Origin of the sequence: Nocardioides sp. LHD-245, assembly GCF_030929495.1 — a bacterium.
Classification (GTDB): Bacteria; Actinomycetota; Actinomycetes; order Propionibacteriales; family Nocardioidaceae; genus Nocardioides.
In genome coordinates, this window is sequence record NZ_JAVFWN010000016.1 from 96245 (window position 1) to 121422 (window position 25178).

Genomic DNA, 25178 nt, shown 5'->3' on the forward strand with positions numbered 1-25178 from the left:
TCAACTGCTCCTCACGGTGAAGTACTACAGGTGTTCCAATGGCTTGAATTAGGATACTACTCATATACCGGTTCGCGATCGAGGTCATGTCCGGAGGATGAACGGATCGTCGACGTGCCCCGCGCGCGTCTCGACCCAGACGCTCTTCAGGCGGGTGTACTCCGCCATCACGTGGCGGCTGTGCTCGATGCCCATCCCGCTGTCCTTGAAGCCCGAGCGGGGCGACATCGGCGAGGTCGACCGATAGCTGTTGATCCAGACCGTCCCGGCATCGAGACGCGCCGCGACGCGGTGGGCCCGGGACAGGTCCGCGGTCCAGACACCGGCCGCCAGGCCGTACCGGGAGCCGTTCGCCAGCGCGACCGCCGTCTCCTCGGAGTCGAAGGGCAGGAAGGCGACGACCGGCCCGAAGATCTCCTCCTGGCACAGCCGCATGGCGTTGTCACCTCCGACGAAGACCGTCGGCTCCACGAAGTAGCCCGGGAGACCGGGTACCGACGCCCTCCCCCCACCGGTCAGGACACGCGCACCCTCTGCGATGCCGAGCGCGACGTACTCCTCGACGCGCACACGTTGCTGCTCCGTCGCGAGCGGGCCCAGCTGCGTGGTCGCCTCCAGCGGATCGCCGACCCTGATCGCCCGTGCCCGCTCCACCACCCGATGGGCGAGCTCGTCGTGCAGGGCGCGGGCGACCAGCACCCGGCTGCCCGCCACGCAGCTCTGGCCGGCGGCCGCGAACACTCCCGCCACGATCCCGGTGGCCACCTGATCGAGGTCGGCGTCGGGGAAGACGAGGTGCGGCGACTTCCCACCGAGCTCGAGCGTCGTACGCACGAAGCGGCCCGCGCAGCTCCGGGCCAGTCCGGCACCCGTGCTCGTGCCGCCCGTGAAGCTGACCTTGGCCACCCGGGCGTCCTCCACCACCGCCCGGCCCGCCTCCGCCCCCAACCCGGTGACGACGTTGAACACGCCCGGCGGGAATCCGGCCTCCTCGACCAGCAGCGCGAGCTCCAGCGCCGAGGCGGAGGTGTGCTCCGACGGCTTCACCACCACCGTGTTGCCGGCCGCCAGCGCCGGGCCGATCTTGCTCACGGTCAGGAGCAGGGGCGAGTTCCACGGCGTGATGGCCACCACGACACCGAGCGGCTCGCGCAGCGTGTAGTTGAGCACGGCCGGGTGCGGGCCAGGGATCGTCTCCCCGCCCAGCTGGGTCGCCAGACCGGCGTAGTAGTGGAGGTGCTCGGGCAGGCCCGTCAGCTGTCCCCGCATCTCCGCGAGCAGCTTGCCGTTGTCGCAGGTCTCGATGCCGGCCAGGTACTCGGCGTGCTCGGCGACGAGCGTCGCGAGACGGCGCAGCAACGCGCCACGTCGCGCCTGGGACAGCTCACGCCACGCCGGAGCGTGGAAGGCGTCATGGGCCGCCCGCACCGCGCGGTGCGCGTCACCCTCGCGGCCCCGCGCGAACTCGTACCACGGCTCGGCGGTGCTCGGATCGGTGCTCGCCAGATACTCACCCTGCTCCGGTGGCGTCCAGCATCCCGCGATGTAGTGCTCATAGCGCGGCATCGACCCGTCGCCGGGCGCGTGGCGAGCGGCCCGCAGGGCCGGCCGATCCCGGCTCACGACACCGGTCCTTCCGTCGAGCGCACCGGGAGCCGGGGCCGGGTCCCGTCCGCCTCGGCGGGCGCCGCACCGGCGCGGCCCGACGCGGTCTCGCTCCGAGCCGCTTCGACGCGGATGCAGGCCACCCGATGGAGATCGCGGCTCGCTCGCTGACCGGCCGGGGCCAGCTCCGGGTCGATCGTGGCGCAGGCATCGATCGCCGCCGCGCAACGCGGGCGGAAGCGGCACCCCGGCGGCAGCGCCGCCAGGTCCGGTGGCTCTCCGGGCAGCGCGGGCCGAGCCGTGTCCCGCGAGCGCTCCGGATCCGGCACGGCAGCCAGCAGAGCCTGCGTGTACGGGTGCAGCGGCGAGGAGAGGACGACGTCCGGGCGCCCTTCCTCGACCACGCGCCCCGCGTACATCACCACGACCCGGTCCGCGTACTGCGCGGCCGTGATGAGGTCGTGGGTGATCATCACGATGGCGATGCCCGCATCCCGCAGGTCCGCGAACAGGCGCAGCACGCCGGCCCGCATCGAGACGTCGAGCATGGAGACGGGCTCGTCCGCGATCAGGACCTCCGGCTCGAGGACGATCGCCGAGGCGATCGCGACCCGCTGCAGCTGACCGCCCGACAGCTGGTGGGGATAGCGCCCCAGATAGCTGTCCGCGGACGGGATGCCGGCCCGCTCCAGCGCGGCCACGACCAACCTCCGGCGCTCCGCCCCGCTCGTGGTCACCCGGTGCACCAGCAACGGCTCACTCACCACGTCCTCGACGGTGAAGCGCGGATCGAGTGCCTCGTAGGGGTCCTGACAGATCAGCTGGATCGACCGGAGCAGCTCGCGGCGCCGCCGTCCCCGGGTGGCGACCAGGTCGACGCCGTTCACCCGGATCGAGCCGGCCGCCGGTCTGACCAGCCCGACGGCCGCCATCGCGGTGGACGTCTTGCCGCATCCGGACTCACCGACCACCGCGACCAGCTCGCCGCCCCGCACGGTGACCGAGACGTCGTCGACCGCCTTGCGTGCGCCGTAGCGGACATCGAGTCGGTCGATCGCCAACGCCGGCGCATCCTCGCTCACGGAGCCTCCTCGGCCGGGGGGTGGTGAAGGTGGCATCGGGCCTGCTGCAGAGCAGTCGCCACGGGCAACAGGGCCGGGCCGTGCGAACCACACGGCTCGAAGCGATCGGGGCAGCGTGGGGCGAAGCCGCACCCCGCGTGGTCCACGCCGGGCCGAGGCGGTGCGCCCGGGATCGAGGCCAGCTCTCGTCCTGGGTCCGACAGCCGGGGGCTGGCATCGACCAAGAGCCGGGTGTACGGATGAGCAGGCTCGTGCAGCAGCGTCTCGATCCGTCCGGTCTCGACGATCTCTCCGCCGTACATCACCGCTGCTCGGTCGCACACCTCGCCGATGACCCCCATGTCGTGGGAGACCAGCACCAGTGCGGCCCCGGTCTCGGCGCACGCGTTCTCCAGGGCCGTGAGGACCTGCGCCTGCACGATCACGTCCAGCGCGGTGGTCGGCTCGTCGGCGAGCAGCACCCGCGGCTCGCACACGACCGCCATCGCGATCGCCACTCGCTGGCGCATGCCGCCGGACAGCTCGTGGGGGTAGCGCCGCGCGACCTCGGCGCGCAGGCCGACGAGCTCGAGGACGCGGTGGACCCGCTCGCGCACCCCTGAGCCGGACCCGGCACCGCGTCGGGCCGCCTCCGCGATCTGGCGTCCGATCGTCACCACCGGGTTGAGCGAGTTCATAGCCCCCTGGAAGACGACGGCGATCTCGCTCCACCGACGGCGACGCACGTCCCGCTCCCCCGAGCCGAGGATCTCCGTGCCGTCGATGCGGACCTCGCCACCTACGGTGGCGTCGGCACCGAGCAGGCCCATCAGCGACATCAGTGTCGTGGTCTTGCCGCAGCCGGACTCGCCGATCAGGCCGAACCGCTCACCGCTGCCCACGCTGAAGGTGACGTCGCGGACCAGGTGGAGGTCGCGTCCCTCCCCCGACCGCAGGGTCACGTCCAGCCCGCGGACGTCGAGACACCCGGTCGTCGTGGTGCTCACGATGCCTCCTTGGCTGCGGCCGCGCGGCGGAAGGAGCGCAGGCCGAGGTGCGAGACCGCCAGCCGGGGGTTGGTCCGCTGCTCGAAACGCCGTCCGATGACGGTGGTGCTGAGCAGGACCAGGCCGATGGCCAGGCCCGGAGGCAGGAGGACCCACCACGCCTCGGCGGTGATCGCGCCCCGTTCGAAGGAGTCCGCGATCATCTGGCCCCACGACGTGGTGTTCCGGTCCGCCAGGCCGAGGAACCGCAGTGCCGCCTCGAAGAAGATCGCGTGTCCGATCGCGAGGGCCGTGCTGGCGCCGAGCAGGGGCGCGACCTGCGGCAGGACGTGGTGGACCAGGGTCCGTCCGTGGCTGGCGCCCATCGCCCGGGCGCGGCGGACGTAGAGCCGCTGGCGCACCGTCTTGGCCTGGGACCGGACCACCCGTGCCGTACCCGGCCAGGACAGCAGCGCGATGATCACGATGGTGTTGACCAGGCGGGTGCCGTAGAGCGCGGCGACCACGATCATCACCGGCAGCACGGGAATCACCAGGAAGAAGTCCGTGACGCGCATCAGCAGCGCCTCGAACCACCCGCCGAAGTAGCCGCTCACCAGCCCGGCCACGCCCCCCAGGATCACGGTCATGACCCCGGCGAGCACGCCCACGAGCAGGGACACCCGCGCCCCCCAGAGCAGCTCGGCCACGACGTCGGCCCCGGCGTCGTCCAGCCCGAGGAGGTGTGCCCCGGACGGGGTCGCGTAGGGCGCCCCGACCTGGGCACCCGATCCGTCCGGGAACAGCGCCGGTGCCGCCAGGGCGCCGACGGCGAAGACCCCCAGGAGGGCGACGCTGAAAGCGAGCCCGGGCGACGGCAGGCGCCGGGTCCGGCGCCGGGTCCGGCGCCGGCCCCGGGCCAGGACCTCGGCCGCCGCGCTCACCGGGCCGCCCCCGCCCTGCGGACCCGCGGGTCCAGCAGGCTGTAGGCGGCATCCGCGAGCAGGTTGAACAGCACGACCGAGACGGTGAACACCAAGAAGGCGCCCTGCATCATCGGATAGTCCCGCGCGACGATCGAGTCGTAGATGGTCCGCCCGACCCCGGGCCAGGAGAACACCACCTCGATCAGGATCGCCCCTCCCACCATCGCCCCGATGGACAGCCCGATGAGCGTCACCGTCGGGAGGAGCGCGTTGCGCAGCGCGTGGCGACGCAGGACGTAGCGCGGCCGGAAGCCCTTCGCGCGAGCGGTGAGGACGTAGTCGTCGCTCAGCGTCTCGACCATCGACGAGCGCATGATCAGCGTGTACTGGCCGAACATCACCAGCCCCAGTGTCAGCGCGGGCAGGAGGAGGTGCCGGCCGAGGTCGGCGAGGTACTGCGTCGGGGTCGGGTCGATCAGGAACTGGTCGACCATGCCGCCGGTGGGCAGCGTGCCGGCGAACAGGAAGAGCAGGACCATGCCGATCCACTGCGGCGGCAGCGAGTACATGAACGTCGCGAGCGTCACCGCCCCGTGGTCGATCGGCCGGCCCCGGTAGGCGCCGGCGAGGATCCCGAGCCCGATCCCCAGCACGATCGCGATCAGCAGCCCGAGCCCGACCAGCGGCAGGGTGTTGACGATGGCATCGATCAGGTTGTCGGTGACCGGCTGACGGTTCACGAAGGACACGCCGAGGTTCCCCTGGGACAGCTGCTCGAGGTAGCGCACGTACTGGACCACCATCGGCTGGTCCAGTCCGAACTCACGGGTCAGCTGGTCCTGGAGCTGCCGACTGCCCTGAGGGATCCGGCTCATCTGGTCGACCGGATTGCCGGGCGCGAGACGGAACAGGAAGAAGTCGAACGTCACGGCCAGCCAGATCAGGACACCGGCTCCCGCCAGTCGTCTGCCGATCACGCGCAGAGGTGCCACCGCCCGGTCCCCTACGCGAGGCGCAGCTGCGTGACCTGGTCACGCGACACTGCGTTGAACGGACCGAAGCCGGACATCTGGTACCCCGTCAGCTTGGGGCCCGACGCCGCCAGCGCGTTGACGTAGACCAACGCGAGCATGGCCCGGGCCTCGAAGAAGCGGTTCTGCATGTCGTAGACCAGGCTCCGGCGCTCGTCGACATCGAGGGTCGCGTTCTGCTCGACGTACGCCCGGTCGAAGTCGGGGTCGGAGTAGTGGCAGTTGTTGAAGCCGCCGATCGAGTCCGTGATGAAGTGATCCAGCACCGCCGAGGGATCCGGCGAGGCCGGCAGGAAGCCCCACACGGCGATGTCGTTGGTGAGGTACTTGCCGTCCGGTGCACTGATGGCGTCGATCATCGCGGCGGCATCCAGCGTGTTGGGCTTCACCTCGACGCCGAGCTGCTTCCAGCCGTCACTGATGATCTGCAGGATCCGGTCCCCGCCCGCCAGGCCGCTGGCGAGATTGACCTTGTAGGACATCTTCTCCGCGCCGGCCGTCCGGACGCCGTCCGACCCGCGGGCCAGGCCCAGGCCGTCGAGGATCTCGTTGGCGGCCGCGATGTCGAACGCGTCGGGCACCACGCTGTCGTCGTGCCACGCACCCATCGCGGGATACACGAGCGACCCCGCGACCTCGCCCATGCCGAACAGGACGACCTCGACGATGCGGGCCCGGTCGATGCCCATCGACAGGGCTCGGCGCACCTGCGGGTCGAGCAGCTCGCGGTGCTGGGTCTTCTTGGGGTTGACGTTGAAGTACAGGTTGTTCATGACGAACCCGGGAGCCTGCTGGGTGCGCAGCCCGCGGTCCGCGAGCCGCTCCAGGCTGCCACCGACGGTGCTCGGGGAGAGCAGCGCCACCGCATCGATCTCACTGGCCTCCAGGGCCTTGATCATCGCGTCCGGGGCGCCGTAGGTCACGAAGCCGAGGGTCGAGATGGACTGCTTCTCGCCGTACCAGTCGGCGTGCGCCTTCAGCAGCACGATCTCCTTGGGCGTGTACTTGGTGAGGACGAACTGTCCGCCGCACACCGTGCCCTCGTCGTACGCCACCGTCTTGAGACCCGCACCGTCGCCCGACGCGGGCTCGGTCCAGACGTGCTCGGGCAGGATCACGACCCTGGTGAGCAGGCCCAGGGCGTTCGCGATGGGCTCGCTGTAGCGGACGACCAGGGTGCGATCGTCGGGCGCCTCGGCCCCGGTGATGCCGACGACGTACTGCGCCAGGAGGGCGGCGGCCGATCCGCTGTGCTGGACCAGGGTGTTGATGGTGAAGGCCGCATCGCGCGCGGTGACCGGCTTGCCGTCCGACCACGCGGCCTTCGTCTTGAGGCGGAAGGTGATCGAGGTGCCGTCGGCACTCACCTCGTAGTCGTCGGCCAGGTCGGGCTCGACCGTGAAGTCGTCGCCCTCCAACCGCAGCAGCGTGGGGTAGAGCATGTGGGTCGCGATCACCGCCGCGGCGCTCTGCTGGACGAAGGGATTGAGCGAGTCCATCTCCGAGGTCAACCCGATCCGAAGGGTCGACGAGCTCGACCCGGAGGATCCCGAGTCGCCACAGGCGGCCAGCAGCGTGGGCAGACCGGCGACGACAGCGCCGCCGACTCCCAGGCGAAAGAGCATGGAACGCCGCGACAGCACGGCCCCAGGCACCTCAGTGCTCACGTCATCGTTGTTGCTCACGGAAACCTCCGCCTTCTCGTGTGGTCCGAGCGGGGTCGGCTCGACACCGGTCGGTGATGCGTTGACGGCCCGTGCGGCCGGTCAGGTGTAGCCGATGTCGCCGTCGGCGACGCCGGTCCCGTGCGCCACGTCCGAGATGACGGCGACCAGGTCGAGGAGCAGCTCGTCGACCAGCGCGTCGTCCACGGCGTCACAGGTCAGATGGACGAGCGGCGGATGGGCGACCCCGAAGACCGACCAGCCCCGCCCGGCGAGACCCTTGCCGATCTCGGTGATGTCCAGGTCCTTGGCGCCGATCGCCACCAGGGACATCTCGCTGCCGACGACGTGCAGCTCGGGGATCCTCTCGACCCCCGCGATCACCCGGTCACGCACGGCCATCGTGCGACGCGCGGTGTCCAGGTAGCCCTCACGCCCCAGGTAGCGCAGCACCGCCCAGGCCCCCGAGATCGCGCCGGCCGGACGGGAGCCCACGAACGCGTCGGTCCGGTAGAGGCCGTTGGACCAGTCCTCGGTCTCGAAGCCCTGGAACCGCCGCAGATCCAGGTCGGCGTAGAACAGCGTGGAACAGGGCTTCGGCGCGTAGCCGTACTTGTGCAGGTCGACGCTGACCGAGGACACGCCGGGGACGTCGAAGGCGAAGGACGGCACGTCGTACCCGAGGTCACGCGCGAACGGCGTGAGGCAACCCCCGACGCAGGCATCGACGTGCAGCCAGAGGTCACGCTCGCTCGCCAGGCGGGCGACCGCCTCGATCGGGTCGTAGACGCCGTGCGGCCACGACGGCGCCGAGGCGACCAGGCCCGCGGTCCGGTCGGTGATGGCGGCCGCCATCGCGTCGAGGTCGACGCGGTACTCCCCGGTCAGCGGTACCCGGACCAGTCGTACGCCCAGGAAGTGGCAGGCCTTCGTGAACGCGGCGTGCGCGGAGAAGGGCGCGATGATCTCCACCTCGCCGCGGGGGATGCCACGACGCTCGTAGGCCCACTCGCGGATGGAGTGGACGGCGTTGAAGATGCTGTCCGAGCCCCCGGAGGTCAGCACGCCGCACTCCGCGGTCGTGTGGAGCTCCGCGGCCCAGGACGACAGGACCTCGTCGTGCATCGTCTTCAGGCTGGGCAGCACGCGGGCGAAGAGGCCGTTGATGCTGAAGAACCGCTCGTAGCCGCGACGAGCCGCCTCCTGGATCTGATCGTTGCCCCGCAGGGAGAACATGCCGAACCTGCCCTGCCGGATCGGCGGGACCTGGGCGTAGAGGGAGTCGAGCCTGTCGGCCACGTCATCCAGGGACATGCCCTGCGACGGGAAGGCGTTGCCGAGCGATCGGCCGGACTGCGACGAGTGGGACACGTGAGCTTCCTCTCAGGGGTGTAGGTGGAATATAGCCATCAGGCGAGTGGTATGTCACTGGTGTATTACATGTCGGACAGATGGTCCTCGAGTGCCTACCCGCGGCGCGGACTCGGGTGGTCCACGACCGGCCGGCGTGGGTGCTGATAGGCCGGTGATGTCGAGCCGCTATCCTGGATCGCCAGCGCGAAGCCGCGCGGCCCGAACGGCGAGGAACGCAGAGCGGCACCAGCTCGCGGCACTGCGGCCACGTCGCCTGCACCAGGGAGTTCCACCATGCCGAGACAGACCGCCAAGACGCCCGCCGCCCGAGTCGCCAAGCCGCGGTTGGCCGACCAGGCCTACGAGCGCCTCGTGGAGCTGGTCGTGTCCGACCTGCCCGCCGGGTCCCGGCTGTCGGAGGCCGAGCTGTCCACGACGCTCGGCATGTCCAAGACGCCGGTGCGCGAGGCCCTGCTCCGCCTCGAGTCGGAGGGGCTCGTGTCCCCCATCCCGCACGTCGGCTACCTGATCCCCCACCTGTCGTACTCGGAGCTGCGCGAGGCACTGGAGGTGCGCGAGGCGATCGAGGGATATCTCGCCATGCTGGCGGCGGACCGGATCGACGACGTGGCGCTCGGCGAGCTGCGCGAGGTCTTCACGCAGACCGAGGCCGCCCTCGGACAGGATCATGTCGCCGACATCGAGGCGATGAAGCGGTTCAACGGCCTGCTGCACGGAGCGATCCTGCAGGCGGCCGGCAACGCCAAGATGGAGCAGATCCTGGCCACGGTCCGCAACCAGGTCAACCGGGGCATCAAGGAGCTCATCGGCAACGACCAGCGGCGCTACAAGCTGTCCTTCGACGAGCACGGCGTCATCCTCGAGGCGCTCGAGGCACGCGACCCGGCGCGCGCGGAGAGGGCCATGCGCGAGCACGTGGAGTCGGTCAACGTGCACATCCTGCGTCGTTTCCGCTGACCGGTCCACCGTTGAAGTACCGGTAGTATATGATCGGACTATCACCAGTACGGTGCCGTCTGGTTCCGGTTCTTCAGGAGGAGTGACCCCCGTGCGACTGATCAGCCGGGTCGACGACCTGCCCCCGTCACCGGCCCGCACGCGACCGAGCGCGCGGCCGGCACTACGGGTCGCCCTCGTCCAGCATCGCTGGGACCCCGACCCGGCCCGGTTGCGCTCGACACTGCACGCCGCCATCGGGAAGGCGGCCGAAGCGGGCGCCGCCGTCGTGTTCCTGCCCGAGCTCACCCTGCAGCGATACCCGGCCTTCGTGCGCGGCGGCCCCGCGGCGAGCGAGCAGGCCGAGTCGCTGACCGACGGACCCACCGCGACGTTCGCCCGGCAGGCCGCCACGACCTTCGACATCTTCGTCCACGCCTCGCTCTACGAGCGAGCGGACGACGGCGGCGCGCTGGGCTACAACACCGCGATCCTGGTCGACCCCTCCGGAGCGATGGTCGGACGCACCCGCAAGCTCCACATCCCGGTCACCGACGGCTACTACGAGGACACCTACTTCCACCCCGGCCCGGCCGACGACCCGCACCCGGTCTACGAGATCCCCCGGCTCGCCGGCTGCCGCATCGGCCTGCCGACCTGCTGGGACGAGTGGTTCCCCGAGCTGGCCCGCGCCTACTCGCTCGCCGGGGCCGAGGTCCTCGTCTACCCGACGGCGATCGGATCGGAGCCGGAGCACCCCGACTTCGACACCCGGCCCCTCTGGCAGCAGGTCATCGTCGGGAACGGGATCTCCGCGGGCACGTTCATGGTCGTCCCCAACCGGACCGGAACCGAAGGCGACCTCACGTTCTACGGCTCCTCGTTCATCTCCGACCCGTACGGCCGCGTGCTGGTCCAGGCCCCCCGCGACGAGGAGGCGGTGCTCGTGACCGACCTCGATCTCGACCAGCGGCAGGACTGGCTGGCGCTCTTCCCGTTCCTCACCACTCGACGTCCGGACACCTACGCCGCTCTGGTGGAGCCGGTGGACCGCGGCCGCCCGTTCGGAGCCACCGGCCGATGACTGGATCTCCCGGGGGAACCCGCGCCCGATAGCCTGGCCGCATGCCCAGCGTGCGCCCGATCACCCCGACCGAGCACCGCGAGTACCTCTCCTCCCGGCCCTCGGCCAGTTTCCTGCAGACCCCGGGCTGGGCGCGGGTGAAGAGCGAGTGGCGCAGCGAGTCACTCGGGTGGTTCGACGACGCCGGACGGCAGGTCGGGGCCGCGCTGGTGCTGTACCGGAGGCTTCCGAGGCTCAACCGCTCGCTCGCCTACCTGCCCGAGGGACCGGTCATCGACTGGGGCGGCGACGACCTCCGCGGCTGGCTGTCCCCGATGGTCGCCCACCTCAGGAAGCAGGGCGCGTTCGCCGTGCGGATCGGGCCGCCGGTAGTGACCCGCCGCTGGACGACCGCACAGGTCAAGGAGGGCATCGCCGATCCGGCGGTCCGCCTCCTCGGCGAGATCCCGCCCGCGGAGCGCACCCCCGCCGGCGCCCGGGTGGTCGCCCAGCTCCACGAGCTCGGCTGGCGCCACCAGGGGGTCGAGGGCGGGTTCGCCGCCGGCCAGCCCCAGTTCGTCTTCCAGATCCCGCTGCGCCACGCCGACGGCGCCCAGCGCTCCGAGGACGACGTCCTCAAGGGCATGAACCAGCTCTGGCGCCGCAACATCAAGAAGGCCGCCAAGGAGGGCGTCGAGGTCTCCCGCGGCGACCGCGCGGACCTGAAGGCCTTCCACGACCTCTACGTCCACACCGCGGAGCGCGACCACTTCACGCCACGCCCGCTGCGCTACTTCGAGACGATGTACGACGCCCTGCAGGCCGACAGCGACGAGCGGCTCACCCTCTGGCTGGCCCGGCACGACGGCGACCTGGTCGCCTCGACGATCGCGATCCGGGTCGGCGAGCACGCCTGGTACTCCTACGGCGCCTCGTCCACGGAGAAGCGTGAGGTGCGCGGCTCCAACGCGATCCAGTGGGCGATGATCCGCGACGCGATCGCGGCCGGCGCGGCGGTCTACGACCTGCGCGGCATCACCGAGACGCTCGACGCCGACGACTCCCACATCGGCCTGATCCAGTTCAAGGTCGGCACCGGCGGCGAGGCCGTCGAGTACGCCGGTGAGTGGGACCTCCCGATCAACCGCCCGTTGTACAAGGCGTTCCAGCTCTACCTGCAGCGGAGGGGGTGATCCGATGAGCCTCACGCTCACCGTGGACGGGCCGCGCTGGCGGGCCCACCTCGAGTCGGTCGCCGACGCGCACGCCGGGCTGGTGCCGGTCGCGAAGGGCAACGGCTACGGCTTCACGCTCGGTCGGCTGGCCCGCAAGGCGCAGTGGCTGGCCGGGCGCGGCCACGACGTGCGCACCCTCGCCGTCGGCACCTACGACGAGCTCCCGGAGGTCGTCCAGCGCTGGCACGGCGACCTGCTGGTCCTCACGCCGTGGCGGCCCTGGGTGACGCACCCCGAGCCGGCCGTCGCGAAGCGCCTGATCCACACCGTCAGCCGGCTGGCCGACCTGCGCGACCTGCTCCACCGCGACCCGTCGGCCCGGATCGTGCTCGAGCGGATGACGTCGATGCGCCGCCACGGCATGGCCGCGCGCGAGCTGTGGGAGGCGGGCGACCTGCTGCGCAAGCACCCCGGCGCCCGGGTCGAGGGCCTCGCCCTGCACCTGCCGCTCGGCCAGGGCACCCACCTGGGTGAGGTCACCCGGCTGGTCAACGACTTCGTCGGCGCGGAGATCCCGACCCGCGGCACACCGGAGGTGTGGGTCAGCCACCTGACGGATGCCGAGCTGACCACCCTGCGCGGCCGGTACGGCGACTTCACGGTCCGCCCGCGGATCGGCACCGGCCTGTGGCTCGGTGACCGCGGCGCGCTCCGGGTGACGGCGACCGTCCTCGACGTGCATCCGGTCGAGCGCGGCGAGGCGTTCGGCTACCGCGGCCGCACCGCGCCCAAGCCCGGCCACGTGCTCGTCGTCAGCGGCGGCACCGCCCACGGCATCGGGCTCGAGGCGCCCACCGGCGAGCAGTCGATCAAGGCCCGCGCGGCGACCCTGGCCCGCGGTGGCCTCGACGCGGTCGGCTTCGTGCGCTCGCCGTACTCCATCGACGCCAAGCTGCGGCTCTTCGCCGAGCCGCCGCACATGCAGGCCTCGATGCTGTTCCTGCCCCACGGCGCGCGGGTGCCCGAGGTCGGCGAGGAGGTCGACGTCCGGGTCCGCTACACCGCCACGTCGTTCGACCGGGTCGTCGTCGCCGGCTGAGCGCCGCCGCGCGGGCCGCCCGGCTCGATCCGCTCGATCGCGACCGGGTCGTGCGCGGGCTGATAGAGGTCCCGCACGATGACCGCCGCGAGGTAGAGCTCGCCGAGCACCCGCACCGCGATGCCGACCCAGTAGAACCCGGCGTCCCCGCCGCCCGCGGGCGCGAGGTAGCCGCCGAGGTACCACCACACCGTGCAGAAGTAGAAGACCTCGCTCGCCTGCCACACGATCTGGTCGCGCCAGCGCGGCCGGGCCAGCACGGCGAGGGGCAGCAGCCACAGGACGTACTGCGGCGAGTAGACCTTGTTGACCAGCAGGAAGCCGACCACGATCAGGTAGCCCAGCTGCGCGAGGCGGGGGACGAAGCTGCATGAACCCCCGGCTGACCGGGGATTCATGCACTTGTCGGGGTTTGCAACCCCCACTAAGTGCATGAATCGCCGGCTGACCGGGGATTCATGCAGCCGTCGCCCGGCGGTCATGCCGATCGCGAACACGACGACGCACCAGGCCCCGAACAGGATCCAGGACCACAGGTTGATCGTGTGCGCCGAGAACCCGATGTCGCCGGCCTGGTCGATCAGCATCCACAGCGACCCGAGGTCCGCGGTGCGCTCGGAGTTGAAGGACCAGAACACCTTCCACTGCTCCGGACCGGTGAGGTACGCCGGCGCGTTGGCCGCCGCCCAGGCGGCCGCGGCCCACACCGCCGCGATCGCGAACCGGCCGAGCTGCCGGCGGCGCAGGCAGATCACCAGCAACCCGCCGAGCAGGAACAGCGGGTAGAGCTTGGCCGCCGTCCCCAGCCCGATCAGGACGCCGGTCAGCACCGGCCGGTCACGCGACCACGCCCACAGCGCGCCCGCGACGAGGGCGACGGCGAGCAGGTCCCAGTTGATCAGGCCGGTGAGCAGCAGGGCCGGTGAGAGCGCGAACGCCGCGGCGTCCCAGGGCCGGGTGCGGTGGACGCCCGCCAGCAGCCAGGTGGCCAACAGCGCCAACGCCCCGAAGCCGACGGCGTTGACCAGCAGGAAGATCGTCTGTTCGTCCTCCACCTCCGGATCGCCGTACAGCAGGTCGACGGGGGTGCGCTGTCGCTGGTCGAGATCCGGCGAGCCGTTGAGCCACTGGGTGACCCAGGCCGTGCCCCACGCCCAGTAGGCGATGCCGACGGGGTACTCCATCACGTCGTAGCGGTCACGGACCTGCTCGTCGTCGGAGTACGGCCAGGCCTTCTCCACCAGGCCCCGCGGCACATAGAGCGGGCGCAGGTCGGTGTAGCACATGTGGGAGTAGACCCAGTTCTGGTCACGACCCTGCGCCAGCGAGCACGGCGCCTTCTGCACCAGACCCGCCGCGAACACCACCGCGGTGAGCAGCAGCAGCACCCGGGTCGGGGTCCACCACCGGTGCGGGCGCGCCCGCTCGCCCATCGGCCCGCCGACGACCTCGCTCAGGGCCGCGACGACGGCGTCGTCGCGGGTCGGGTGGACGTGGGCCTCGTCGCTCACCGGGTCACCGCGGCACTGGGTCAGCGGTGACGGGGAACGACCGGCGGTGTCGTCGCCGGCGGGGTGGTCACCGGCGGGGTCGACGGGGGAGGCGTCGTCGGGGGCACCGGGATCTCCGTCGTCACCGGGGGAGGAGGCGGCAGGGGATCCGTGAGGGGCTCCTTCGTCTTCTCCTTCTTCGGCTTCTTGGTCGGCTTCGGCTTCGGCGGCGGCGGGGGCGGCAGCTTGTCGTGCCCGTCGGACGGCGCCTCGCCGTCGACCCACGCCGCGGGCGGCAGGTCCTCGACGTCCTCGCCGTCGAGCGCGCGGGTCATCACGGCGGTCCAGGTGTCGGCCGGATAGGCGCCGCCGAAGTACGACGGCAGCCAGTCCTTGAGCTGCTCGTTGCCCTTGCCGCGCACGTACATCACCGCGGTCGACAGCTGCGGCGTGTAGCCCACGAACCAGGCCGAGGACACCTCGCCCAGGCCGTTGGTGGCCGTGCCCGTCTTGCCGCCGACCGGACGCCGCAGACCCAGCGCCGCCGTACCGGAGCCGGAGCGGACGACCTGCTGCAGGGCGTAGCCCACGTCGTCGGCCACGCCCTCCCGGATCGCCTCGTGCGTGGCGGCGTCGGCATCGTGGGTGAAGCGCACGACGCCGTCGCGGTCGACGACCTTCTCGATGATGTAGGCGTCGGCGGCGACCCCGCGGTTGGCGATCGTCGCGTAGCCGTTGGCCATGTTGATGGGGCTGACCGTCTGCGAGCCGAGCGAGACGCCGGTATTGGCCTGCAGGCCCGGGCTCGAGGTCGGGATGCCGTACGCCTTGGGCGCCGCCTTCTCCGGCGGGATGCCCATCGCGTTGGCGGTCTCGATGATCTGCGTCGGTCCGTCGGGCATCGCCAGGGTCAGGTCGATGTAGGCGGTGTTGATCGAGTCCTCGGTCGCGCGGATCAGGTCCACCCGGCCGTAGCTCTGGTCGCCCTGGTTCTCGATGGGACGGCCACCGCCGGGCAGGTCGTACGGCGAGTTGCCGTCGAAGGTGTCCTTGAGCTCGAAGCCCGACTCGATGCCGGCCGCGAGCGCGAACGGCTTGAAGGTCGAGCCGGCCTGGCCGCCCGCGACGGCCCAGTTGATCTGCGACTGGAGGTAGTCCTGGCCGCCGTAGAAGCCGCGCACGGCGCCGGTGCCGGGCTCGACCGAGGCGACCGCGACGTGGAGGTCCTTGGGGCCGAAGCCCTCGGGCCGCTGCTCGGCGACGCCCTGGGCCGCGGCGGTCATCGCCTTCTTGGTGAACGTGGTGGTGACCTGGAGACCACCACCGTCGATCTCCTGCTCGCTGAAGCCCATCCGGACGAGCTCCTTGCGGACCATGGTCAACGCGTGACCCCGCTGGCCGCCGTACTGCTCGCTCTGCTTGATCTCCGGGAACTTCGGCAGTGCCGTCCGGGCCTGCGAGACCTCGCCGGCCTCGGCCGTGCCGGTCTCCTCCATCGAGTCGAGCACGTACTGGTAGCGCCCGAGCAGCGCCGTGGCCGAGGCGTCGCCGTTGTCCGGGTCGAGCCCGTTGGGATTGTTGAGGATCGCGACCAGGGCCGCGGACTGCTTGAGGTTGAGGTCCGCCGCGTCCTTGGCGAAGTAGGCCTTCGAGGCGGCCTGGATGCCGTAGGCGCCGCGGCCGAAGTAGATCGTGTTGAGGTAGCCCTCGAGGACGTCCTGCTTGCTCAGCTGGTTCTTCACCTTGAGCGAGAGGATCGCTTCCTTGAGCTTCCGCTTCCAGGTGCGCTCCTGGGTGAGGTAGAGGATCTTGACGTACTGCTGGGTGATCGTCGACGCACCGCGGGTGGTGTTGCCCTGGGCGTTGCTGAACGCCGCGCTCAGGATGCCCTTGGGGTCGATGCCGTTGTCGGTCCAGAAGGTCCGGTTCTCGGCGGCGACGACGCCGTCCTTGACGTACTGCGGCATCTCGTCGTAGTCGATCGAGTCACGGCGCTGGACGGCGAACTGGCCCAGCTGTCCCTTGCCGTCGGAGTAGTAGACCTGCGTCGTCTCGGTCAGGAACTCAGCGTTCGGGTCGGGGATGTCGATCGAGCGGTAGGCCACGAAGAAGGCAGCGGCACCGAGCAGGGCCATCACCACGCAGGCGACGAGACCCCAGATCGTGAACCTCTTCAGCCGCTGCTTCCAGGTCCGCGGCGTACGGTCCTTCGGGCGCGACTTCGCGCGGCCCTTCGACCCCGCGGAGCTCGCTGCGGACTTCCGTTTTCCCTGAACCACGCAGGACAGGGTACGGCGCCCTGGTCAGCCGACCCGATTTCCGGTGATCTGGGCGCGCAGCGTCGCCAGCGCCCGGGACGACTGGCTCTTGACCGTGCCCTCCGCGATCCGGAGCTCGGCCGCGGTCTCCTTGACCGAGAGCCCGAGCCAGTGGCGCAGCACGACGACGCGGCGCTGGAGGGTGGGCAGGGCACGCACGGCGGCGAAGAGGTCGGCCCGCTCGTCGGGCCCGATCCCGGCCGGCGCGGCGGGGTCGTGACCGTCCAGGCCGGGCCGCTCGCGGCGCCACGGCCGACGGCGGTCGTCGACATCGGCGTTCACGATGATCCGGCGGACGTAGGCCAGCTCGGTGCCGGTGCGGTGCACGCGGGACCAGCTCACGTAGAGCTTCGCCAGGGCGGTCTGCAGCACGTCCTCGGCACGGTTCCAATCACCGCACACGGCGTACGCGATCCGGCGCAGCAGGACCTGGTGCGCGGCCACGAAGGCGGTGAACGCGGCGTCGTGCCGCTCGCGCTCCCGGCGGGAGGTCACCGCAGGCCCTCACCGGAGGCGTACCGGTCGCGTGCGTGGGCGAGGAATGCGGCCAGCGTCGGCGCGGGCAGCACGCCGGCGTCGACCGGCAGGGTGTCGGTCGGCCCGCCGGGGGAGCGACGCGCCAGGACGAAGTAGACCCGGCCGTCGGCAGCCACCTTCGCGACCGCGGTGTCGTCGCCGGGTGCCGCGAAGCCGGGGACGTCCGGGTCCGCCCACTGACGCAGGATCCGGACGCCGACACCCGCCTCGAGCAGGTCGCCTTCGCCGGCGAACCGCACATAGGGCTCCGGCTCCTCCCCGCGGTCCAGGTCGACCATGACGTCGAGCCACTGCTCGAAGCGCTGGTACGCCTTGCCCGCCGGGTCCCACGACGCACTCCCGCCGTCGGGACTGTGGTCGAGGAGGTACCAGAACGAGGCCGTGCCCTTGGTGACGACCAGCCCGACGGACGCCTCCGGCGCGACCCGGTGCAGCGGGTTGGGGATCTCGCGCACGATCCGCCAGCCCGGCCGGAGGACCACCGCACCCCGCCCGTCGTAGCCGACGTGCTGACCGGGGCTCAGCACGTCGGAGATCCGCTGGGTCGGGGCCGGGTCCGGCGCGGGTGCCGGGGTGGCACCCGCGGTCGGGGAGGGCGACTGGGCGACCGGCGTGCGGTCGGGAGTGGACCGCACCGGACCGGCGCCCCCGGCGACAAGGGCGCCGGCCACCGCGACCGCGCCGACCACGCCGACCACCGCCGCGGTCACGCGGAGCCGGCGCTGCCGGGCCCGACGGCGACCGGCCGCGACGTAGCCGTCCGCGGTACGCGGAGCCGGCTCGTCGTCGTACCCGGCCTCGAAGGCGGTGGCGATCAGGTGCTCCACGTCGGTGCTCATGACCCTCCTACGTAGGAACCCCGCGATCGGTTGCCTCGACCACCGCACGACACCCTCGATCCATCGGAAGTTCACGTCCCGCGGATATATCGCTACGATAGGTCGCATGGCACGGCGCGGGGACACCATCGAGCTCGCAGTCCTCGGACTGCTGCACGAGGGACCCATGCACGGCTACGAGCTGCGCAAGCGGCTCAACCTGATGCTGGGCTGGGGCCGCCTGCTGTCGTACGGCTCGCTCTATCCCGCGCTGAAGAAGATGCTCCGCGGCAACCTCATCGAGGAGACCGTGCCCTCGGGTCCCCAGACCCGCCGGCAGCGGATCGTCTACCAGGTGACCGACCTGGGCACCGAGGAGTTCTCGCGCCTGATGTCGGAGGTGGGTCCGACCGCTTGGGAGGACGACAACTTCGACATCCGGTTCCGGTTCTTCTCCTCCACCGACATGGAGATCCGGCTGCGCGTCCTCGAGGGACGTCGCTCGCGGCTCCAGGAGCGGCTCGACCGCGTCCAGCGCGAGCTGGCCATGACGCAGGCCGAGGCCGACCGGTACGCCGCCGAGCTGCAGCGTCACGGCGTGGAGTCGGTCGAGCGTGAGGTCCGTTGGCTCTCGGAGCTCATCAACGCCGAACGCAGCGTGCAACAGGCAGCACCCGGACCGGAGACGCCGGCGGCCCCGTCGACGCCGTCCTGACCGGCACCGCAGCACCCAACAGGTCAGCCACCTGATCATTCACGAGATGTCATGAGTAGCAAGGAAGGAAACCCCATGGGTTCGGTTCGAGTAGCGATCGCCGGCGTGGGCAACTGCGCCACGTCCCTCATCCAGGGCGTGCAGTACTACCGGGGCGCCGATGCCGCGAGCACCGTCCCGGGGCTCATGCACGTCCAGTTCGGCGACTACCACGTCGGCGACGTCGAGTTCGTCGCCGCGTTCGACGTCGACGACAAGAAGGTCGGCAAGGACCTGTCCGAGGCCATCAACGCCTCGGAGAACAACACCATCAAGATCACCGACGTCCCCACGCTCGGTGTCGAGGTCCAGCGCGGCCCGACGCTCGACGGTCTCGGCAAGTACTACCGGATGACCATCGAGGAGTCCGGCGCCGACCCGGTCGACGTCGTCCAGGCGCTCAAGGACGCCCAGGTCGACGTCCTCGTCTCCTACCTCCCGGTGGGCTCCGAGGAGGCCGACAAGTTCTACGCCCAGTGCGCGATCGACGCCGGCGTGGCCTTCGTCAACGCGCTCCCCGTCTTCATCGCCTCCGACCCGGTCTGGGCCAAGAAGTTCGAGGACGCCGGCGTCCCGATCGTCGGTGACGACATCAAGTCGCAGGTCGGCGCCACCATCACCCACCGCGTGATGGCGAAGCTGTTCGAGGACCGCGGCGTGACGCTGGACCGCACCTACCAGCTCAACGTCGGCGGCAACATGGACTTCAAGAACATGCTCGAGCGCGAGCGCCTGGAGTCCAAGAAGATCTCCAAGACCCAGGCCGTGACCTCCAACCTCAACGGCCCGCTGGCGGGCGTCGGCGCCGACGACCGCAACGTCCACATCGGCCCGTCCGACTACGTCGCGTGGCTCGACGACCGCAAGTGGGCCTACGTGCGCCTCGAGGGTCGCGCGTTCGGCGACGTCCCGCTCAACCTCGAGTACAAGCTCGAGGTCTGGGACTCCCCGAACTCGGCCGGCATCATCATCGACGCCGTCCGGGCCGCGAAGATCGCCAAGGACCGCGGCGTCGGCGGCCCGATCATCCCCGCCTCGGCGTACCTCATGAAGAGCCCGCCGGTGCAGATCGAGGACACCGAGGGCCGCGCGCAGCTCGAGGCCTTCATCAAGGGCGTCTGAGCCCAGCTCACGCGAGACCCCGCACCCCGCTCGGGTGCGGGGTCTCGTCGCGTCCGGGGCGGAACGGCCGGGCTCAGCCGGCCAGCGAGTCCTGGGCGAGCGGGCCGAGCACGTCGAACTCGTAGTCCTCGGCCCGCGCGATGTGCACCTGTTGGTACGACGACCCGGCGCCGAGCCGGACGGTGCCGCGCGGGCCGTCGTAGGTGACACCGCGCTCCTCGATGGCCGCGAGCATCCGGGCCGGGTCGGCGCTGCCGACGGCGCTGGCCGCCGCGGCGAGCGCGAGAATGCCCTCGTAGCAGGACTCGGCGGCGTTGTTGAGCGCCGGTGCGCCGGGACCGAACCGGTCGGCGTAGGAGCCGGTGAAGTCGATCGCCGACGAGGTGACCAGGCTGTTGAAGTAGGCGGCGGCGACGTAGAGGTCGCGGGTGGCGCCCGCGCCGGAGGCGAGGAGCATGTTCTCCTCCATCAGCGGGCTGAACCGGACCAGCCGGTCCTGGAGCCCCCCGGCCGCGAACTGCCGGTTGAAGAGCACGGCGTCGCGGCCCACCAACAGCATGATCACGCCCTGCGCGGTGCTGCCGCGCACGTCCTGGAGGACGCCGCGGAAGTCCCGGCAGCCGTAGCTGACGAACTGCTCGTGGACGATGTCGAGGCCGGTCGCCCGGGCGTAGGTGCGGATCGCCCGGACCGTACGGCGCGGCCACACGTAGTCGGCGCCGACGATCGACCAGCGCCGCACGCCGAGGTGCTCGCGCAGCCAGCGCAGGCCGGGCGCGACCTGGAGCGACGGCGTCTCGCCGGGGCAGAGCACGGCCTCCCGGGCGGCGCCCTCGTGCAGCGAGGTGTAGACGTAGGGCACGCCGAGGCCGGCCAGCACCGGCGCCATGTGCTGGCGCACCGAGGAGATGTGCCACCCGACGACCGCGTGGATCCGGCCGGCGGCGACCGCCGCCGCGGTGCTGTCACAGAACTGCTCGAGCGGCGCGCCGGCGTCGAGCACCTCGACGTCGACCGGCCGGCCGAGGATGCCGGCCCCCTGGTTGAGCTGGGCGACCGCCAGCTCCGCGACCTTCTCGCAGGACGGCCCGAAGATCCCGCCCGGTCCCTGCAGCGGGATCGCCAGCCCGACGCGGAACGTGTCCACACCGCACCTCTCTTCCGGCCAGCCCGCGCCAATATCACCGAATGGAATATTCTGGGAGTATGGATCGTCACCCCGGAGGGGTCAAGGGACACAGGAGGCGCCGATGACGACCGGGCATGGAGAGCTGGCCACGCTGCTCATCGGGCGCGCGTCGCGGCTGGAGCGCGCGATCGGCGCCGCGCTCGCCGGGACCCCCCTCAAGACCCCGCACTGGCTGGTGCTCGCCGCGCTCGAGACACGGCCCGACGGGCAGACGATGACGGACCTCGCCCAGACCGTCAGCCTGCCCGCACCGACGCTGACGCGCAGTGTCGACCGGCTGGTCGACCACGCCCTCGTGCACCGCGCCCTCGACGGCCTGGACCGGCGACGGGTGCTCGTCCGGCTCACCGACCGGGGTCGGACGACGTACGACGAGCTGCGCGTGCCCGTGCAGGACGCGATCGCCGCCGAGCTGACCGAGCTCGCCGACTGGGAGCGCGAGGCGTTGCGCGGGTTGTTGACGCGCACCTCTTGATTTAATTCCAAATGGAAGTAACGTGCTCCGCGTCACACCCGACGAACGGAGGCACGAGCCCATGTCCGACAGCACCGACTTCACCCGGTCCGGCGTATCCCGATTCCCCGACCGCGACCTCGGCGTCCAGCGGTTCCGCTGCGAGGTCGGCGTACCGCTGGCCGAGCAGAAGCACCTCGGTCACAACCGCTGGCACCCCGACATCCCGCCGCTCATCGAGGTCGGCCTCGGCGACGAGCTGATCCTGGAGAGCGGCGGCTACGACGACTACCAGCTCCGGGACGTCGACGACGACCAGGACATCCACACCTTCGACCTGACCCGCACCCACCCGCTCACCGGGCCGGTGAAGGTCGACGGGGTCAAGGCCGGCGACCTGCTGGTCGTCGACATCCTCGACGTCCAGCCGCTCTCGGGCGTCGGCTACTCCAACATCCTGCCCGGCATGGGCGGGCCGCTGGCGTCCTCCTTCCCCGACGGCTACAAGACGGTCTGGGACCTGCACGGCCTGTTCGCGACCAGCCGGCAGATCCCCGGCGTCGAGATCCCCGCGATCAGCCACCCGGGCATCATCGGCGTCGCGCCGTCGCACGACCTGCTGCGCACCTGGAACGAGCGCGAGGACCCGTTCATCGCCGACGGCCTCGCCGCCCCGCGCGCCGACGCCCGCGACACCGCGGTGCTGCGCGACCTGGAGGGCGACGAGTGGGCCCGGGTCGCCGAGACCGCGGCGCGCACCATCCCGCCGCGCGAGAACGGCGGCAACATGGACATCAAGAACCTCTCCCGCGGCTCCCGGGTCTACTTCCCGGTCTTCGTGGACGGCGCGCTCTTCTCCAGCGGTGACTTCCACTTCGCGGAGGGCGACGGAGAGATCACCTGGAACGCCATCGAGATGGACGGTGTCGGCTGGTACCGCTTCGGCGTGATCAAGGACGGCATGGCCCGGTACGGCGTCCGCACGCCGATGTTCCGGCCCTCGCCCGTCGACCCGCAGTTCGGCACCCGGTACCTCTCCTTCACCGGTCTCTCCGCCGGGGGCAAGGAGCAGCGCTACCTCGACACGACCATGGCGGTGACCCAGGTCGTCGAGCAGGCGATCGAGTACCTCGGCAAGTTCGGCTACAGCCCCGAGCAGGCCTACACGATCATCTCCGTCGCGCCCTGCGAGATGCACGTGGGCGGCGTCGTGGACATCCCCAACGCCGCCGTCGTCCTGAAGATCCCGCTCGACATCTTCGACCAGGACATCCTGCCGCAGCCGAAGTGACCGACCCGTCGCCCGCCCGCCCGCGCCGGGCGGGCGGCGGCGCTCCCTCGAAAGGTGATCGACCATGAGCGATATCGGGCTCTTCTACGTCGGCGCGGTGCTCATCGTGAACGGCGTCATGCTGCTGGGCTGGCTGACCCCGCGCGCCGCCGCGCCCCTCAACCTCTTCGTCGGCGCGATGCAGGTGATCACGCCGACGTACCTCGTGATGACCGCGGGCGGCGACCCGCCGGCGATCCTCGGCGCCTCCGCGCTGTACCTGTTCGGCTTCACCTACCTGTGGGTCGGCATCAACGCGCTGGCCGGCCTGCCCGGGCACGGGCTCGGCTGGTTCTCCCTGTTCGTGGCGGTGTTCGCGGCCGGGCACGGGATCGACAGCCTCCGCGCCGACGCCCCCGTCTTCGGGGTGATCTGGCTGTCCTGGGCGGTCCTGTGGACCCTGTTCTTCCTGCTGCTGGGGTTGGACCGCGCCGCGCTCGGCCCGATCACCGGGGCGGTCGCGGCGGTCGAGGGTGTGCTCACCGCCGCGCTGCCGGCGTGGCTGCTCCTCCACGACGGTTTCGAGGAGTCGTGGCCGGTCGCCCTCGGTGGTCTCCTGGGCGGCGTCGTGCTCGTCGTGCTCGTCCGGCGGTGGTCCGCCCCGCTGCAGGCGCGCCTGGTCCCGGCCGCGGCCTGAGTGCCCCGCGGTCCGCAGGCGGGCGGTCGGCAGGCGGGCGGCGGGTCAGCAGGCGGGCGGGGGCTGGAGCTGCATCCGGGTCCACACCGGGCGGTGGTCGGAGACCGCGGAGAAGAGCACCTCGGCCTGGAGCGGCGTGAACCAGCCGTCGTGGAGGATGAAGTCGATCCGGCTGCCGGGGCGGTCCGCGGGCACCGTGGCTCCCTTGCCCTTCCCGACCGCCCACGCGTCGCCGAGGCCGGAGCGACGCAGGATCGCGATCGCGCGGGCGTCGGGGCCGGTGTTGAGGTCGCCCCCGACGACCTTGGGCAGCGGGTCCGCGGCCATCAGCTGGACGACCGTCCGCGCCGCCACCGTCCGGGCCTGGCGGGAGCGGTGGTCGAAGTGGGTGGCGTAGACGCTGACCGGGACGCCGCCGACGTCGACCTGGGCGTGCAGCAGACCGCGCAGCTCCCGACCGCCCGCCATCGGCAGGTGGGTGTTGGCCGACGCGACGATCGGGAACCGGCTGAGGATCGCGTTGCCCCGGGGTCCCGCGCCGGTGTTACGCGAGTTGCCGCCGTAGACGTGGTGGAGGCCGGTCTTCGCGCCCAGGACGGCCGCCTGGTCGACGTTGCCGCTGACGGGGCGGCCCTTGTCGACCTCCTGCAGCAGCACGATGTCGGGCTGCCAGGTGGTGATCTCCTCGGCGATCCGGTCCAATCCGCTGCGCCCGTCGTGACCGGCACCGAAGTGGATGTTGAACGTCAGCACGGTCAGCTGGATCGGCGCCGGCGTCGGGCAGGTGGGCGGTGCCGTGGGGGTGGGCGGCGGGGGAGGCGGCTCGGTCCGGGTCGGCGTCGCGCCCGACGAGGGCGGCGGTGGGACGGTGGTCGGCTCGCCCGGCCCCCCGCCCGGGCCGTCCGGGGGTCCACTCGGGTCCTGGAGCAGCAGCACGAGTGCCACCGCCACCAGGACGACGATCGCCACCGCGACGGTCGCGATCCTCGTCGCGCGGCTGCCCTCGGTCACGCGCCTATTGAACCGGGAGCCCGGTCGGCCTCAGGAGCCGGGCCGGTGGTGCCGGCGGTACGGCCGATCGGCTCAGGCCTCGGCCTCGGCCTTGATCCGCTCGAGGGTCTGCCGGATGCCTCGGCGCAGCTCGTCGGTGAACGGCCGCTGGCCGCCGAGCACCAGCTTGGTCAGCACCATCGAGACGCCCGAGACGCCGTCGGGGGTCTCGCGGCGCTCGGTCAACCGGGTCCCGCCGTCCGCGGTCGGCTCGAGCTGGAAGGACCAGACGGTCCGGTTCTCGCGGATCCGGAAGGCGAAGTCCCCCGCGGTCGACCCACTCGGCGGCTGGAACCGGACGACCTTGCCGCCCGTGGGCCAGCGCTTGATGCCCTGCTTGTTGAGGTTGCTGAAGATCGCGCCCTGCTTGACGACCCCGCCCTTGACGGTCGACTTCACGACCTGGGGGCTCCACTTGGCCATGGCCGGGATGTCGGTCACCAGACTCCACACCTTGTCGGTGGGAGCGGCGATCTCGATGGAGTCCTCGAGGAGCTTCTCGTAGGTGTCGGCCATGGCGGTGCCTTCCGGAGGGAACAGGGTCGTTCCCGGCAACCTA

General features: G+C 71.3%; 23 protein-coding genes. 9 read left to right on the forward strand and 14 right to left on the reverse strand.

Annotated features, from left to right (window positions below):
• Positions 1-84: 84 nt before the first annotated feature.
• The 7 genes from RB608_RS22345 to RB608_RS22375 all read right to left on the reverse strand — a co-directional run bounded on the left by RB608_RS22345 (position 85) and on the right by RB608_RS22375 (position 8644).
• On the reverse strand, positions 85-1623 hold the full coding sequence (locus RB608_RS22345) for an aldehyde dehydrogenase (RefSeq protein ID WP_308090276.1): 1539 nt from the start codon (positions 1621-1623) through the stop codon (positions 85-87).
• The gene (locus RB608_RS22350) at positions 1620-2687 is read right to left on the reverse strand and encodes an ABC transporter ATP-binding protein (RefSeq protein WP_308090277.1); all 1068 of its coding nucleotides are present in this window, start codon (positions 2685-2687) and stop codon (positions 1620-1622) included. The genes RB608_RS22345 and RB608_RS22350 overlap by 4 nt, the downstream gene beginning before the upstream one ends.
• Positions 2684-3673 carry an ABC transporter ATP-binding protein gene (locus tag RB608_RS22355; RefSeq protein WP_308090278.1) on the reverse strand — a complete coding sequence of 330 codons (990 nt, stop codon included), beginning with the start codon at positions 3671-3673 and terminating at the stop codon, positions 2684-2686. Before RB608_RS22355 ends, RB608_RS22350 begins: the two co-directional genes overlap by 4 nt.
• Positions 3670-4596, reverse strand: coding sequence for an ABC transporter permease (locus RB608_RS22360; RefSeq protein ID WP_308090279.1), 927 nt, complete (start codon positions 4594-4596; stop codon positions 3670-3672). The genes RB608_RS22355 and RB608_RS22360 overlap by 4 nt, the downstream gene beginning before the upstream one ends.
• Positions 4593-5570 carry an ABC transporter permease gene (locus RB608_RS22365; RefSeq protein WP_308090280.1) on the reverse strand — a complete coding sequence of 326 codons (978 nt, stop codon included), beginning with the start codon at positions 5568-5570 and terminating at the stop codon, positions 4593-4595. Before RB608_RS22365 ends, RB608_RS22360 begins: the two co-directional genes overlap by 4 nt.
• 11 nt (positions 5571-5581) lie before the next feature.
• The gene (locus RB608_RS22370; RefSeq protein ID WP_308090281.1) at positions 5582-7294 is read right to left on the reverse strand and encodes an ABC transporter substrate-binding protein; all 1713 of its coding nucleotides are present in this window, start codon (positions 7292-7294) and stop codon (positions 5582-5584) included.
• Positions 7295-7375: 81 nt separating this feature from the next.
• Positions 7376-8644, reverse strand: coding sequence for an aminotransferase class V-fold PLP-dependent enzyme (locus tag RB608_RS22375; protein WP_308090282.1), 1269 nt, complete (start codon positions 8642-8644; stop codon positions 7376-7378).
• A 276-nt stretch (positions 8645-8920) separates the two neighbouring features.
• Between RB608_RS22375 and RB608_RS22380 the strand changes: the two genes are divergently transcribed.
• From RB608_RS22380 to RB608_RS22395, 4 genes are all read left to right on the forward strand, one after another.
• The gene (locus tag RB608_RS22380) at positions 8921-9604 is read left to right on the forward strand and encodes a GntR family transcriptional regulator (protein WP_308090283.1); all 684 of its coding nucleotides are present in this window, start codon (positions 8921-8923) and stop codon (positions 9602-9604) included.
• Positions 9605-9695: 91 nt separating this feature from the next.
• Entirely contained in the window at positions 9696-10667 is a 972-nt protein-coding gene (locus RB608_RS22385) for a nitrilase-related carbon-nitrogen hydrolase (RefSeq protein WP_308090284.1), read from the forward strand.
• A 41-nt stretch (positions 10668-10708) separates the two neighbouring features.
• Entirely contained in the window at positions 10709-11839 is a 1131-nt protein-coding gene (locus RB608_RS22390) for a peptidoglycan bridge formation glycyltransferase FemA/FemB family protein (protein ID WP_308090285.1), read from the forward strand.
• A gap of 4 nt (positions 11840-11843) precedes the next feature.
• On the forward strand, positions 11844-12920 hold the full coding sequence (locus RB608_RS22395; RefSeq protein WP_308090286.1) for an alanine racemase: 1077 nt from the start codon (positions 11844-11846) through the stop codon (positions 12918-12920).
• On the opposite strand, the gene RB608_RS22400 is transcribed toward RB608_RS22395, so the two are convergent.
• From RB608_RS22400 to RB608_RS22415, 4 genes are read right to left on the reverse strand one after another with little or no spacing between them, the layout of a single operon-like run.
• Positions 12878-14431 carry a glycosyltransferase 87 family protein gene (locus RB608_RS22400; RefSeq protein ID WP_308090287.1) on the reverse strand — a complete coding sequence of 518 codons (1554 nt, stop codon included), beginning with the start codon at positions 14429-14431 and terminating at the stop codon, positions 12878-12880. The two genes, RB608_RS22395 and RB608_RS22400, sit on opposite strands and share 43 nt — an antisense overlap.
• A gap of 20 nt (positions 14432-14451) precedes the next feature.
• A complete protein-coding gene (locus RB608_RS22405; RefSeq protein WP_308090288.1) occupies positions 14452-16689 on the reverse strand; it encodes a transglycosylase domain-containing protein in 2238 nt (745 codons plus the stop codon).
• 24 nt (positions 16690-16713) lie between these two features.
• Positions 16714-17223 (reverse strand): SigE family RNA polymerase sigma factor, encoded by a 510-nt coding sequence (locus RB608_RS22410; protein ID WP_308090289.1) that lies wholly within the window; start codon positions 17221-17223, stop codon positions 16714-16716.
• Entirely contained in the window at positions 17220-18104 is an 885-nt protein-coding gene (locus RB608_RS22415) for a hypothetical protein (protein WP_308090290.1), read from the reverse strand. The genes RB608_RS22410 and RB608_RS22415 overlap by 4 nt, the downstream gene beginning before the upstream one ends.
• Before the next feature lie 106 nt (positions 18105-18210).
• On the opposite strand from RB608_RS22415, the gene RB608_RS22420 reads away from it, so the two are divergent.
• Together RB608_RS22420 and RB608_RS22425 are read left to right on the forward strand one after the other, a co-directional pair.
• Positions 18211-18798, forward strand: a complete 588-nt coding sequence (locus RB608_RS22420) for a PadR family transcriptional regulator (RefSeq protein WP_308090291.1) — start codon at positions 18211-18213, stop codon at positions 18796-18798.
• 75 nt (positions 18799-18873) lie between these two features.
• The gene (locus RB608_RS22425) at positions 18874-19959 is read left to right on the forward strand and encodes an inositol-3-phosphate synthase (RefSeq protein ID WP_308090292.1); all 1086 of its coding nucleotides are present in this window, start codon (positions 18874-18876) and stop codon (positions 19957-19959) included.
• 73 nt (positions 19960-20032) lie between these two features.
• Here the strand turns inward: RB608_RS22425 and RB608_RS22430 are convergent, their stop codons facing one another.
• Positions 20033-21106, reverse strand: a complete 1074-nt coding sequence (locus tag RB608_RS22430) for a substrate-binding domain-containing protein (RefSeq protein WP_308090293.1) — start codon at positions 21104-21106, stop codon at positions 20033-20035.
• A 103-nt stretch (positions 21107-21209) separates the two neighbouring features.
• Here RB608_RS22430 and RB608_RS22435 point away from each other — a divergent pair, with 103 nt between their 5' ends.
• The 3 genes from RB608_RS22435 to RB608_RS22445 all read left to right on the forward strand — a co-directional run bounded on the left by RB608_RS22435 (position 21210) and on the right by RB608_RS22445 (position 23569).
• Complete coding sequence (locus RB608_RS22435; protein ID WP_308090294.1) at positions 21210-21623, forward strand: MarR family transcriptional regulator; 414 nt, start codon at positions 21210-21212, stop codon at positions 21621-21623.
• A 61-nt stretch (positions 21624-21684) separates the two neighbouring features.
• Entirely contained in the window at positions 21685-22893 is a 1209-nt protein-coding gene (locus RB608_RS22440; RefSeq protein WP_308090295.1) for an acetamidase/formamidase family protein, read from the forward strand.
• 64 nt (positions 22894-22957) lie between these two features.
• Positions 22958-23569 carry an AmiS/UreI family transporter gene (locus RB608_RS22445; RefSeq protein ID WP_308090296.1) on the forward strand — a complete coding sequence of 204 codons (612 nt, stop codon included), beginning with the start codon at positions 22958-22960 and terminating at the stop codon, positions 23567-23569.
• 45 nt (positions 23570-23614) lie between these two features.
• Here the strand turns inward: RB608_RS22445 and RB608_RS22450 are convergent, their stop codons facing one another.
• Together RB608_RS22450 and RB608_RS22455 are read right to left on the reverse strand one after the other, a co-directional pair.
• The gene (locus tag RB608_RS22450) at positions 23615-24580 is read right to left on the reverse strand and encodes an endonuclease/exonuclease/phosphatase family protein (RefSeq protein ID WP_308090297.1); all 966 of its coding nucleotides are present in this window, start codon (positions 24578-24580) and stop codon (positions 23615-23617) included.
• A gap of 72 nt (positions 24581-24652) precedes the next feature.
• Complete coding sequence (locus tag RB608_RS22455; protein WP_308090298.1) at positions 24653-25135, reverse strand: SRPBCC family protein; 483 nt, start codon at positions 25133-25135, stop codon at positions 24653-24655.
• Positions 25136-25178 lie beyond the last annotated feature (43 nt).